The sequence below is a fragment of the Mesorhizobium sp. 2RAF21 genome, from assembly GCF_052115345.1.
GTDB lineage: Bacteria > Pseudomonadota > Alphaproteobacteria > Rhizobiales > Rhizobiaceae > Mesorhizobium > Mesorhizobium terrae.
Map to the genome: position 1 here is coordinate 1 of NZ_JBFRGM010000020.1, position 12,485 is coordinate 12,485.

The 12,485-nt window shown below is 60.4% G+C and carries 15 protein-coding genes and 1 pseudogene; 9 read left to right on the plus strand and 7 right to left on the minus strand.

Annotation, left to right across the window (positions count from 1 at the left end; all coding sequences use genetic code 11):
• Positions 1-172 precede the first annotated feature (172 nt).
• The 7 genes and pseudogenes from AB4136_RS26280 to AB4136_RS26310 all read right to left on the minus strand — a co-directional run.
• Positions 173-286, minus strand: a pseudogene (locus AB4136_RS26280) (Ku protein); the annotation flags it as partial.
• Positions 287-601: 315 nt separating this feature from the next.
• The gene (locus tag AB4136_RS26285) at positions 602-1,159 is read right to left on the minus strand and encodes a hypothetical protein (RefSeq protein WP_137902180.1); all 558 of its coding nucleotides are present in this window, start codon (positions 1,157-1,159) and stop codon (positions 602-604) included.
• Positions 1,160-1,177: 18 nt separating this feature from the next.
• The gene (locus AB4136_RS26290; RefSeq protein WP_065996941.1) at positions 1,178-1,558 is read right to left on the minus strand and encodes a hypothetical protein; all 381 of its coding nucleotides are present in this window, start codon (positions 1,556-1,558) and stop codon (positions 1,178-1,180) included.
• A 13-nt stretch (positions 1,559-1,571) separates the two neighbouring features.
• Positions 1,572-1,886 (minus strand): hypothetical protein, encoded by a 315-nt coding sequence (locus tag AB4136_RS26295; protein ID WP_065996939.1) that lies wholly within the window; start codon positions 1,884-1,886, stop codon positions 1,572-1,574.
• A 1-nt stretch (position 1,887) separates the two neighbouring features.
• Complete coding sequence (locus tag AB4136_RS26300) at positions 1,888-2,508, minus strand: thermonuclease family protein (protein ID WP_065996937.1); 621 nt, start codon at positions 2,506-2,508, stop codon at positions 1,888-1,890.
• On the minus strand, positions 2,505-3,167 hold the full coding sequence (locus AB4136_RS26305) for a thermonuclease family protein (RefSeq protein WP_441931767.1): 663 nt from the start codon (positions 3,165-3,167) through the stop codon (positions 2,505-2,507). The genes AB4136_RS26300 and AB4136_RS26305 overlap by 4 nt, the downstream gene beginning before the upstream one ends.
• A complete protein-coding gene (locus AB4136_RS26310; RefSeq protein WP_441931769.1) occupies positions 3,167-3,859 on the minus strand; it encodes a nuclease in 693 nt (230 codons plus the stop codon). Before AB4136_RS26310 ends, AB4136_RS26305 begins: the two co-directional genes overlap by 1 nt.
• 107 nt (positions 3,860-3,966) lie before the next feature.
• Here AB4136_RS26310 and AB4136_RS26315 point away from each other — a divergent pair, with 107 nt between their 5' ends.
• The 9 genes from AB4136_RS26315 to AB4136_RS26355 all read left to right on the plus strand — a co-directional run bounded on the left by AB4136_RS26315 (position 3,967) and on the right by AB4136_RS26355 (position 12,326).
• Positions 3,967-4,335 (plus strand): hypothetical protein, encoded by a 369-nt coding sequence (locus tag AB4136_RS26315; RefSeq protein ID WP_171021063.1) that lies wholly within the window; start codon positions 3,967-3,969, stop codon positions 4,333-4,335.
• A gap of 452 nt (positions 4,336-4,787) precedes the next feature.
• Positions 4,788-5,564, plus strand: coding sequence for a hypothetical protein (locus AB4136_RS26320; RefSeq protein ID WP_137902178.1), 777 nt, complete (start codon positions 4,788-4,790; stop codon positions 5,562-5,564).
• Positions 5,565-6,023, plus strand: coding sequence for a hypothetical protein (locus tag AB4136_RS26325; RefSeq protein WP_065996921.1), 459 nt, complete (start codon positions 5,565-5,567; stop codon positions 6,021-6,023).
• A 258-nt stretch (positions 6,024-6,281) separates the two neighbouring features.
• Positions 6,282-7,148: a lytic transglycosylase domain-containing protein gene (locus tag AB4136_RS26330; protein WP_441931771.1), complete on the plus strand. Its 867-nt coding sequence runs from the start codon at positions 6,282-6,284 to the stop codon at positions 7,146-7,148.
• Positions 7,145-7,516: a TrbC/VirB2 family protein gene (locus tag AB4136_RS26335; RefSeq protein WP_137902176.1), complete on the plus strand. Its 372-nt coding sequence runs from the start codon at positions 7,145-7,147 to the stop codon at positions 7,514-7,516. The genes AB4136_RS26330 and AB4136_RS26335 overlap by 4 nt, the downstream gene beginning before the upstream one ends.
• Before the next feature lie 14 nt (positions 7,517-7,530).
• Positions 7,531-7,842 (plus strand): VirB3 family type IV secretion system protein, encoded by a 312-nt coding sequence (locus AB4136_RS26340; RefSeq protein ID WP_065996915.1) that lies wholly within the window; start codon positions 7,531-7,533, stop codon positions 7,840-7,842.
• Complete coding sequence (locus tag AB4136_RS26345; protein WP_137902175.1) at positions 7,839-10,328, plus strand: VirB4 family type IV secretion/conjugal transfer ATPase; 2,490 nt, start codon at positions 7,839-7,841, stop codon at positions 10,326-10,328. The genes AB4136_RS26340 and AB4136_RS26345 overlap by 4 nt, the downstream gene beginning before the upstream one ends.
• Before the next feature lie 31 nt (positions 10,329-10,359).
• Positions 10,360-11,502, plus strand: coding sequence for a lytic transglycosylase domain-containing protein (locus AB4136_RS26350; protein WP_441931774.1), 1,143 nt, complete (start codon positions 10,360-10,362; stop codon positions 11,500-11,502).
• A gap of 5 nt (positions 11,503-11,507) precedes the next feature.
• Complete coding sequence (locus AB4136_RS26355) at positions 11,508-12,326, plus strand: conjugal transfer protein (RefSeq protein WP_441931814.1); 819 nt, start codon at positions 11,508-11,510, stop codon at positions 12,324-12,326.
• The last annotated feature ends 159 nt before the right edge of the window (positions 12,327-12,485 follow it).

Genomic DNA, 12,485 nt, shown 5'->3' on the forward strand with positions numbered 1-12,485 from the left:
AACCCGTGAATATCTCAAGCCGTCGAACCGGCTCCTCGTCCCTGGACTTAAGCGTAAGCTCTGAAATCGTCATGTGTCGAAGCCCTCAAAGGCTCCGAGCATCGTGGCTCATGACCACGCGCGAAAGGTGGTGCCGCAACAGCGCTCACCTTTCAACCGCCGAGCAAGCCGGCAGACTCATCGTTGCGATGCGGTCGGACGAGGAAGCGGCCGTGTAGAGCGCTACCGCGCAGGCAACTTCTCCGAACTTGATGTAACCCTTCCAGTTTGCCCGCGCTGCAACCATGACACTCGCACTCCGGCACAACCTATGCGAGTCAATAAAGCCATGGACCGCCGATATGGTTCCGGAGTCAAAAAGAATCTGAATTCAAAGGGTTGGGACATTCGTCGACCAGGATGCCGTTTATGGCCTGCGCAGGCGGAAAAAGGCGCAGGGCGGCGGAATGGTGATTTGAACGAACATGTCGTCCAACTGGGACGCTCCAACCCCCTTCAGGTACAGATATTTCGAGAAAGAATCCGCATTTGCGCATCACGATTGAATGGCATCAAAGCCCATTCCTTCATTGTAGGCTGCTCAGTGATGGGGAATTCAATCTCAGTTCCTCAAATTGAAATGATAGCGCGCAACATTGCCGGTCTCTTTGTTGCGAATGTCGAAATAGTAGGGATCTTTGCGCTTCGGTCTCGGAATGATCTCGGTCGTCATGCAAGTGTTGCCATCGCGCCGAAACTGGTCACTTTTCAGGTAGTCGATATTTCCGAAGTGTCTACTGCGATTGAAAAGCGTGGTGCAGGCGACCTGAACCGGCTTTGCGCAAACGGCGGTGTCGCGCATGTTGCCGCCATGGCCGCTGTAGGCGTTGATAGTGGTCGCAGTCGTTCCGGCCGGACAATCTTCATATTCGGCATAACCCGGCTCTTTGGTTCCTGCCTCGGGACAGGATGGCCAATAGCCGGGATGAACCTTGCGGATTGACAGCAGTTTCAAAACGGGCGGCACGCAATACGAAACCCCTTGCCATGAAGGATTTTGCGACGCAACACACAGCAGGATTTTGCAGCCGAAGGAAGCATCCTGGGCCTGGGCACTATGAACCGAAATGCCGATGACGATGCTGGCGATAGCGGGAAGCAGGTATCGTAGGGGCTTCATGGTTCTCTCCTTGTCTCGTCAATTCTGTGATGCCCAGACGTCGTCGATTTTGACAAAGCGGAGCACCTTGGGCAGAACGTGGTCGTGCTTGTCGGTGATCGTGAGCGAGCAGAGGACACCTGGACCGGCCGCGTCCTTCTGGCACTGATCGATGGCGACTTTTTTCACGCCGCCGAAGAATATGAGTTTGCGGATTGCGGCGAGCGCTTCTCCATCGGATGGCACTTCAAGCCTGGTCGCCGCCTCGTATTCGTCAACCTTCTTTTGCAGCGTGGTGATCTGGCCAGCGAGTTCCTCGACCTTGGTCGCGTGGATCGAGCTCGCGTAGACGTAGCCGCCAGCAACCCCGACGATCAACGACACGAGTCCCGTGACGCCTAAATTCACCGTCTGATTCATGGGAGAATGTCCGTCACTGATAGTCAGTGATGCCGAGACGGCGCAGGACTTTGCCCGGGTCGGTCTCGCAATCATGCTTCCAGTCCGGATGTCTGGCGCAGCCATAGGCGTATTGGCTGAGATCGGCGCTGGAGAGATTTGCGAGCTCGTTGCCCTTATCCATCCACTTCTGGACATCATCAGGCGTACACCCCATACCGCCGGCGCCACACTGATCCGGGTCGATGCCGGTGTTTTGAGACGGCTGCTGGGAAGTCTGCGATATCGCCGGCGAAGCGAGGATCGCGCCGGCGCCAACAATCAGGACCATGAAGAATAGGCTTTTCATCTTAACCTCGCGGAGGATTTTCGGGTGGCACTGGAGCGGGGGGAGGAAGGGGTAGGCCGAATTCCGACGTTTCCTTTGACGTCGAACGCGCCACAGGCTCCGCCGGCTTGTCGGGTTTGTAATTCCAGGGCGGGGTGAGCTTCGGATCGGACCAGACGCCAAACCCCAGGCCACGCGCGCGGCGTTCGATATCGAAATAAGCGGGAACCTGCGGCTCGCCGGGAAAATTGTACGCGTATCCAATGCCTTCGGCGATCGCGGTCGCGGCCAGATTGGTTTCATCGACAAAGCAATGCGCGAGAACGGTGCCATTCGCATCGGTCGTCACGGATGCACAATTCACATCGTGTTTCAGGGTGCGAAGGATCAACCAGGCGCGGGCCACCTGACCGACGGGCCATTCGACGCTTTCGGTCGTGGCAACCTGATCGAGCCGAGGTGCAAGATACCCTGCAAGGCGGACGATCTTCTTAGGGGTGATGAACTCGATGGTCGATCCGTCGAGCACCTGCACGCGTCCATAGATTTGCTTCGGCAGGACCGTGTCCGCTGGGCCCTGCGCGCTCGCCGGCCATATCGTGGCGAGCATGACGAAGATCGCGATGCCGTTGAGGGGTTTCATTGCTTGCCGACTACGTCTTTTGAGGACTGCTGCTGACCCTGTCCAATGAGGATGGAAACAGGATGGGGAAGATCCGAATAGGCCCAGAGCCCTTCGCGCGCTTCGCGTGCGCCTTGTTCGGCGAGCCGATAACCCGGAACGACCAGCTGGCCGGTCGAGCTGACAGCTGCAAATCCCCATCCCTGCGCGATCATGAAGGTCGCGAGGTCGTAGCGGGTTTTTCCCGTCGTCGTCTGACAGACAACAAGCAGATTGCTGGCATCGAGTTCCCGGATCGTCGTACAGACGGGTTTGCTGTCCCGGACTATAGCCTGCGCCATGATCAGGTTCAGCTCACCGCAATCACGCTTTACGCCGGGTGCTATCGTCACCGACGTGCCACGCAGACAGGCTTGTAGGCCATAGAGCCGGTAACGCTTGCCATCCGCGATCCAGCTATCGGCGGTCTCAAATTGCGCCGTCATGGGAAAGGGCACGAATTTGCTGCCGTTCCCGTCTGCCGACGGGGTCGGATCTCTTCCGTCCGGCGCCGGCGCCTGCGCCTGGACAGGAACTGGCTCCGGTCGCGCCGGCACCTGAACAGCCGGCACAACGGCCGCATAGGCGAACACAAGAGAACCGGCGACGATAGCAATAAGCATGATTGTCGAGACCTGCATCAATTCGTCTGGCTTTGCCGGTACCGTTCACCATAGGGGTGCTGGAACGAGGCGTTCGACCAAATGCCGACATGGGCCTTCGATGCCGCGGCTTCGGCAGCGGCGTATTCAGGAAAGAGCGCTGCGCCGTCAGGCGCCCTCGCAGCGAAAGCCAATCCGCGCCGAATGAGGTATTCCGACAGCGGTTGGACGCGATCGTCAGCGCCAATGAAGAAGCACTCGGCAAAGCGAACTGAAGGCTCTCCGGTGTTCGCGCCAAGAAAGTGGCACGGAAACGCGCCGTCCGCAGATGCTGCGGCTGTTTGCAGAGCAGCGTTCAGGCCAGCGAGCGACAGCATGGTGCACGACGCCCGCATCCCGTCCAGTTGCAGCTGTTGCGTCGATTGGCAGCCCTGAGCGCCGGCCAGCTTGATGATGGTGTTTTCGGCATCGACAAAGGCATTGCCGGTCAATGCCGCTTCGGGAACGACGGTTTCGAGTTTCAGGGCCTTTGCCAGACTGGTCGGGTCCAGCGTGCGCTGCGGTCCGGGGACCAGATCGCGGCCGCTTGCGTAGGCATTCTGGTAATACTCGACAAATTTGGCAGGACGCGGCGCCGTCGCCTGCTGGGCAGCGACGGACGAGGCCAAAGCCATGAGGACAGAGACGGAGATTGGAGCAATAGCGCGCATTTTCAGTTCGGCCTTTTCCAACCGACGGGAAAATGCTATAGACGATAATTATACGATAGTGCAAGCTTCAAGAGGCACAGGGCCGCTTTTCCAGCACATGACGCGGTCGAATTGTACGGACGATGACGATGATCAGGGCCATCAAAAAGACGGTGCAGGCGTTCTGGATGCTTGCTGGCCTTGTCATGCTCTTCGTCTGGATCGCTTTCGGTGGTTGGCTTCTTCTGTGGATCGGGTCGTCCGCTATCGGTGCGACATGGGCCCCTGCGATCGGCTCGTGGGGCTATGATTTCCTCGTCCAGCACTTCTGGGTGAAGCTTGTCGCTATCCTCGCATTCCTGACGTTTCTCGGCGCGATCTCGGGTGAGACGACCCGCCGCCGCCATTCCAGGCCGGATTCAAACCTGGAAGCCGAGCGCGAGAAAGAAGAGGAGCGGCGAATGCAGGTTGAACAGTCTCTCGTCTCGCGGCGCAATCAAGCAGCCTTTCATCGCTAGAATGGCTTCCGCTCGGGTCATTGTCTGCTGAGACAGACCCAAGCAGCGCGAAACCAGTGGCCAACGTCGGACTGACAGCCACTATCGAAGTTTCGTAGCGGGATCGGCTTGCCGGTCAGTTCCTCGACACGCGGTGTGGGTCGGTGCGTTCGCATCACGATTGCCACAAAGCCTACGAAGCAAAGGCGACGAAAGGCGTACCTTCTATTGCGCGCTTTCGCGTTTCTCCGCCCCAGGCGCTGACGCGGCGGATCCACGCGCCACCTCCTCCTTCCCGGCCAAGTCCTGATGGCCGCGGCAGCACGGCCAAAGGCCGCTGCTGCGTCGGGCCAGCGGCATAGGAATTGCGGCATCTAAAATTATACGATAGTAACATTTTGAGGAGGCGCCGGGGTTTGCATTGAGCGTCTGCACGCTCGAATTCGGAGCGAAATGAGAGAACAGAGTCGCCCGTGAGCGAAGTGTGGTCGATGGATTGGTATCTCGTACCGCTGCAATACGACTGTCGGCATTGCGGGACGCAGGCGGACGGATATGGGCTGGTGCTCGGACCGAACACGCAGGTATCACAGGGGACGACGGCCGAGAATTGGGACGTGGACCGACTTGGCACCTATGGCGCCGTATGCGGTTGGAAGCGCGCCGGCCCACAGCGGTGCGAGTTCATCACCGCCATGAGCGAAGGAAGGCTGCGCTTCACCAAGGACGAGCTGTTGCTCGCGTGCGAGCATTGTGGCGGAAGAACCGGACTGGGCGCGGTGGCACCTACTGCGATGGAGAATTTCGTGCAGTGGGGATCGCTGCGCGCGATGCGCAATGAACGGCGAATGATCGTCGCCAAGGGGGCGGACATTGCGAAGTTTCACGATGGCACGGTCATTGATTTCGACCGGGCGATCGGTCCGTCATTCGCCGTGGTGGCGCGCGGCGCCTGCCATAACGATAGCCGCGGGCAAGGACGTATCGAGATCCTGCTGGATCTGGCGGCAGGGCATTACGCCTGGTCGACGATGTTCGGAAACCGCGGGTCGCAGAAGGCGTGGTCGACGCTGTCCGCCGTCTCGGGCAGGCAAATCGCAACGATGGTGGAGCAGTTGGCGCTGGCGGAGATCGATCTGACATCGCTGGGCTGCATTGACGATGCAGGACCCGTTTGCCGGTTCGCGTTCGAGCAGATCGTCAATGGGCTGATGGCGAGCGGCTATGCTTGCGACGCGGGGAGAAGTTGAATGAAGGTGCCGGTCATCGCGGCGATAGCACTGGGTTTGGCTGTGGAAGGGTGCGCGTCACCGGTCGGTCCGTCGAGCTACTCCGCTCCACGTCCATGGACAGGTTTGAAGCTGACGCAATGCAAGGCATACGGGACGTTCTCGGAATGCCAGTTGGTGCAAACGTCGACGTCACAGTACCGGCGATATCGGCTCGGTCCGGTGCAGCAACAGAACCGTCGGTTCCAGACCTTGAGCGACGACTATCAGTATCAGATCACGGGTTGCTACCAGATTGAGCGCGTAAACAGACCATTGCCGAACTACCTCTGCCGCATCGTTAGGTACCGAACTGGGGCCGATGCGGGGTCGGTGTTCGTCAAAGGCGCAACTGCGGTCAATCTGGCCAAATTCCTCGGCGACCAGGAGCAACTGCGCTATCAGCGGACGCGTGATCCCTGGGAGCGAAAAGGCTCCTGATCGGAGACTCAGACCGGCGAATGCGATCGGTAGCCCAGGAGTTAAATTATACGATAGTGACAGTTTGTCCTTGACCTTTGCGAATTAGATTATACTAGAGTGTAATCTAAGGTCCACCATTCAGGGTCAAGAATGCGGTTTCTGTCGAGGAGAGCGACGCGATTTTCCAGTGCTCACGGCGTCACGGCCGTTGCACTGTTGTGCGCGATGATACCCCTGCAGGCTGTCGGGGAGGGTCTGGAGGCTCGACCTTCAGGCGTGGAGACGCCGCTGAGCGATGAGGCGTTCTCCACCCGTACCGGAGCCGCGATGGCGGCGCCGCGCACATCAGCGAAAGCTGCCCTGGTGCCGGTCCGAGTGAAGGCCGTTCGGGCTAGCGCCAATGTCTTTGCCTATCGGGCCGAGCCTCTTCGGGTCGAGCCGCCGCACGACCTGTCGGCCGAAAGCATCGCAGACGCCGCCGATGTGATGCCGTCGTCGGGAATCGGCAACGTTGGCGCGAAGGTTCGGCCCGACCTGCTGGCGGGAATGCCTGACGATGTCGCACGGTTGATTGTTCAGGCGGCGCACGACGAGGGCGTCGATCCGAATTTGATGCTTTCGATCGCTCGAGCCGAGAACGGCGCTTTTGATCCTGCGGCGATCAGCGGGGCTGGGGCGATCGGGATCATGCAGATGCTGCCCGAAACGGGAGCGGCATTTGGCGCGAGCGATTTGACCGATCCGGCGCAGAATGTGCGCGCATCGGCGAAATTCCTGAAAGTGCTGGTCGATAAATATACCAATCCGGTGCTCGTGGCGGCGGCGTACAACGCCGGCGAGCCGAAGGTGGACGCCCGTACATCGCTGCCGCTTATCCGCGAGACCGCCGACTATGTGACGCGCGTGGTGGGTCTCTACACCCACGCATACGCAGGAGGCGACATTCAGACGGTTGGACGGCCGCGCCAGGGGTTCCGCTCGAACGGGAAGCGGAGAGAGGCGAACCCAGAGGCCTCCAGCCCTGCACGATCGACGATGCTGGTGTTTTCCACAAATGACCCGGGCCCCATGGGAACGGATGCGGCTGAGCAGATACCGGGTCCGGACGGCCCCGTGAGAGTGAAAGAGGAAGGCAGCCTATGAACAGCGTGAAGGCATTTTGCGGCGGGCTGAAAGACGCTGCCAGGAAAGGTTGGAACTCACCATTCGGCAAGCGGGTGATCGTCCATTCGACCATGGCGACGGTGAGCGCGGGAATCTTGTTCATGTCCGCGATCGAACCGGCAGCGGCGCAGAACCTGCAGGCCCTGCAGAACGCCGCCGACCGTATCGTCCAGTTCTTCACCGGACCATTCGGGCGCAGCATCGGCGCGATCGCCTTTATCGGCATGTTTCTCGCCGCGGCGTTTGGCTACTGGAGCTGGGGCGCCCTGTTGCGGGTCGGCGGTTCGCTCGCCGGCATGTTCGCGGCGGCCGAGCTTGTCGATTTTCTGGCCGGCGGCGCACAGTAGGCGCCTTCATCGTCATGGCAAACAGAGACGAAGAAGAGATCGTGGACACCTACCCCGTCATCCTGGCGATGACGCGGCCGCCGACGGTGATGGGCATCCCCTACACCTTCTTTCTGGCTGAGTGCTTCACCTCGCTCATGCTGTTCCTGGCACTCGGTTCCATTCTCTGGTTCCCGGCCGCCTTCATCGTCCAGCATTCGGTCTTGTACGTGGTGAGCACGAAGATCGATCTGTGGTTCTTCGACATTCTGCAAAAGCACAGTGCATGCGGCGTCAATCCGCTCGGGAGGCGGATTGGAGGCCGGATCAGGACGTACGGCAAATGACGACGGTTGCGAGTGCCTTGCGGTCGAATCTCAGTCGGGGATGGGACATCTTCGCCGACAAGGGGATATCGACGCATGTGCCTTATTTCGCGCCGATCGAGAACGGGATCATCCGGCTCAAGAACGACTGTCTCGTCACGACGCTGCGACTCAACGGGTTTTCGTTCGAAACGGCCGATATCGACTACGTCAATCTGTTGCAGCGACAGCGCAACACGGCATTTCGGGCGATTTCGAACCTGGGAAGCTTCGCGGTGTACACCCACGTTGTGCGCCACAAGGTGAAGCCCTCGCTGCCGGGCAACTTCGCCGATCCTTTCATGGCCCGCATGGACGCGGTGTATCAGACCAGCATCTCGAAGAACGAGATGTTCGTGAACGACACCTATGTGTCCCTCGTGGTGCGACCGGTATTCAGGAAGGGCACGGTTTTGAGCCGCATCCTGGGTGCGGGCGGCACTGTGGTGGCGCGGGAGCAACTGCGCCATATGCGCGACAAGCTGCTCGAAGCGACGCGCGCGCTGGAGAAGAGCCTCGACCCATACGGTCCGCAGGTATTGCGCGACGTAAAGCGCGTCGAGGTGTCCATCCCGGATGGCCGGCGGATCTATCGCGACGTCAGCGAAGACATGGTCGTGGATCCGGATGCGCGTGTCGTCTGGTTTTCCGAGCAGTGCGAGTTTTTCTACGCTCTGCTCAATGCCGGCAAGGTTCGGCCGATGCTCCTGGGCAACATGCCGATCGACGAGATGGTGCCATCGCGGCGAACCACATTCGGCAATCGCACGATCCATCTGGAAGGGGATACGCGGGTCGAGGATCGCTATGCCGCAATGATCTCGTTGCGGGAGTACCCGCCGGAGACCGGCGCCGGAATGCTCGACTATGTGCTCAAGCAGCCCTTCGAGATGGTGGTCACGCAATCTCTGTCCTTCGTCGACGACCAGGCCGCCCGCTACAAAATCGATCGTCTGGACCGGCAATTGTCGAAATCCGATGAAGGCGGTTCTTCGATCCAGAGCGACCTCGATTTCGCGCGCGACCAGTTGGCCCGAAAGAATGTGGCGTACGCGGAGCATCATCTGACGGTGATGCCGATCGCCAGGACCGTTGACGCGCTGGACGAGGCGGTGGCCGTGGTCGGCTCGGAGTTCGGCGCCCTTGGCGCCAGCTATGTGCGCGAGGACCTCAATTGCGAACCATGCTATTGGGCGCAGTTGCCCGGCAACCAGGCCTATATCGCCAGACGGGCGACGATCTCGACCCTGAATTTCGCTGGCCTGTCGTCGTTCCACGCCTATCCCTATGGCAGGCCCGACGGCAACCATTGGGGACCCGCGATCACGATTTTCGAGACGACGTCGGGCACGCCCTTCTTCTTCAATTTCCATCAGGGCGATGTCGGGCACACGACCGTCTTCGGCCCGACCGGCTCCGGCAAGACGGTGCTGATGGGCTTCCTGATCAATCAGGCCTATCGGGTCAATCCTGATCTGAAGGCCGTGGTGTTCGACAAGGACCGTGGTCTGGACATCATGGTGCGCGCCGCAGGCGGCACGTACATGACACTGGAGCCGGGCGAGCCGTCTGGCTGGAATCCCCTGATGATGGAGAACACGGAAGAGAACCGCGTGTTCCTCTACCGGCTGATCAGCTTCATGCTGAAGCCGAACCGCGAGGGCGAGTCACTGACCCCTCAGGAGGAGCAGATCATCCGCTCCGCCATCAAGCAGATCATGTCCTCGGGCGATGTGAAGTTCCGACGCATGTCGGCACTGCGCTCGCTTCTTGCCGGCTCACAGCGGACCGAAACCGGCCTGATGGCTCGGCTCGATAAGTGGGTCGAGAACGGGCAATACGCCTGGCTGTTCGACAATGCCGAGGACCGTCTGGACATTTCCAGGCCGATGATCGGCTTCGACATGACCTCGATACTGGAAGACCCGCAGGCCAGGACGGCCGCGCTTCTCTACATGTTTCATCGCCTCGACAAGATCTATGACGGCAAGACGCCGGTGATCAACCTGATGGACGAGGCCTGGAAGCTCCTTGATGACGAGGAGTTCAAGCGCTCGATGAAGGATTATTTCAAGACCATCCGCAAGCGCAACGGGATGATCATTTTCGGCACACAGTCACCAGACGATGTTGTCCGCTCGAGCGTGTCGCGCACGATCATCGAGCAGACCAGCACGAATATTTTTTTCCCGTTCCCCAAGGCCGACGAAGACAGCCTCAAGAAGCCGTTCGGTCTGTCGGACGCCGAATTCACCTGGGTCAAGGAAGGCGATCCGGCTGAGCGGTTCGTCCTGATCAAGCACGCCCGCGACAGTGTCGTGGCCCGTGTCGACATGGGCCACATGATGGATTTCGTGAAGGTGCTGTCCGGCCGGGAGGACACCGTGCGCCAGGTCGAAATGCTGCGCGAGGAATATGGCGGGGATCCGCGCGACTGGTTGGACAAATTCTGTGACTGGAAGGGGTAAGGCGATGCGGCGACCGATGCTATGCGGGGCGATGGCGGCGGCATTGCTTGCGGGCGTGATGCTGTCGTCGTCGTATGCCCAGGTACCGGTGAATGACGGGGCTCGGCTGAAGATCCAGCAGACGACGCAGCAGTGGTACGACAACTACCGCAAGAACCAGCAGATCGCGCGCGGCAACTCGGGTGACACGACGAACAGCTATGCGCCGGGGCGGGGCACTGGCGGCATGGATTGCTCGTCCTTCGGCGGCGGCGCTGGTTGGGGCGATCAGGCCGGGCCGAACAATCCGCGCAATGCGAGCCAGGAGCAAATCCGGCAAATGGTGGCGGATGAGGCCCGGCGCCAGGGCGTCGATCCGAATTTCGCGATGGCGATCGCGGAACAGGAATCGCGTTTCCGCCAAAGCGCGGTTTCCGCAGTCGGAGCCCTCGGCACGATGCAGCTGATGCCGGCAACCGCCGCCAAGCTCGGCGTCAATCCCTATGATCTTCGCGACAACATCCGTGGTGGAGTGACGTATCTCAAGCAGATCATGGGCATGTATCCGGGGCGGCTGGATCTGGTGGCGGCCGGTTATAATGCAGGACCGCATCGGCAATCGCTGCGTAACGGCAACATTCCGCAGATCCGCGAGACGCAGAACTACGTGAACATGGTCAGCCAGTTCTACAATGGCAACAAACGGCAATTTGGCGATCAAAGACCGATGGGAGCCCCGATCCCCCAGATGGTTTCGGCGCCAGCAGGTTGCGGCGAACCCATAAAGAAGGCCGTGGATCGCAACACCGAAGCACAGCTCGAGCGAGCCCAGACATGGAATGCGCTCGTCGGCAAGGCGCTCGAGGCGAACCAGCTGAAGCAGCAGGCAATGCTTGGGCAACTCAAAGAGGCGTCGGCGTTCCTGAGGGGATCGGGCAGCGGTCAAAACGGCAATTTCGGTGACGGCTCGGGCGAGATCAAGATCGCCGAAATCGCCTGTCCGTCGACGGTGGTGAACACGGGGTCGACGCGTTGCTATGCGGTTCCACCGCAATCGTCGACGTCCGATATCCAACGCCTGCTTCGATACCTGCAGGAGCTGGCGCGGACACAGGGCCTCAATCCCACCTTCGCGGCGATGGAAGACGACGTGGTCGGGCTGGTCGCGATCGTCGACAGCCGGCGGGCGCAGTGAGCGAGATGAACGGTAACGAAGCGGAAGGATGTCAACCGATGAAGACGATCATTCTTGGAAGTGCGGCCGCGCTGCTGTTGTCGACGGCGGCCTTTGCACAGGTGCCCGTGACGGATGGCGCCAACACGGCGGTCAACGAGAAGATCAAGGCGCTGACGTCGCAGATCCAGTCGGACACGACCATCATCAAGGACAACACGACGCGGACGCTGCAGGCGATCACCGGCGACAGGACACAGGATGCCAGCAAGTTCTCGTCGCTGGCGACCGGCGGCGGATTTACGATGAGCCAGGCACCGGATTTTGGCGCGATCCTGCAGGGAAATCAGGCATCGTTCGGCGGGATTGGCGGGCAGTTTCAAAACATGGCGGCCCAGGTCATCAATGGCCTGAACCTCGTCAAGATGGTGAAGGACGCGGTGACCGGCGGCGAGCTCACCGGTGCGAACCAGGCCTACAATCAGGGGGTCCAGACGGTGACGGCCCTGACCGCGATGACGGACGCCATGAACGCCGCGTCGAAGAAGCGTACAGACGCTTTCACCGGTGCCGCCGGCGAGATTGGCAGCGCCCCGGATATGAAGGGCGCGCTGGAGCAGAACACGCAGATGGTGTTGCAGGGGAACCAGACCGCCAACGAAGCGGTCGGCGCCTTGAACAGCGCCGTCGTGCTGGAATCGCAGCGGTACAAGGCAGCCCTCTCCGAGCAATCGCAATTCCTGAAGACCTTCGCAGCGGGGGCAGTGCGCAGACGCAACGGCCAGCAGCAGGACGGCCAGTCCGTCAGGGAGCAGCTCGAACAGTTCGAAGCGCAGTCGCAGTGAAGCCGCCCTGTTCCATCCCGTTGCTGGCCTGCCTCATCGCTCTTGCCGGCTGCGCCGGCCATAAGGAGCGTTTGGCGAAGTGCTCGGCTGACGAGAATCCGGTTGGCGAACTTGCGTATGCTCGAGATCCCGGACGCTGGGATGCCGGCGGGATTCTCG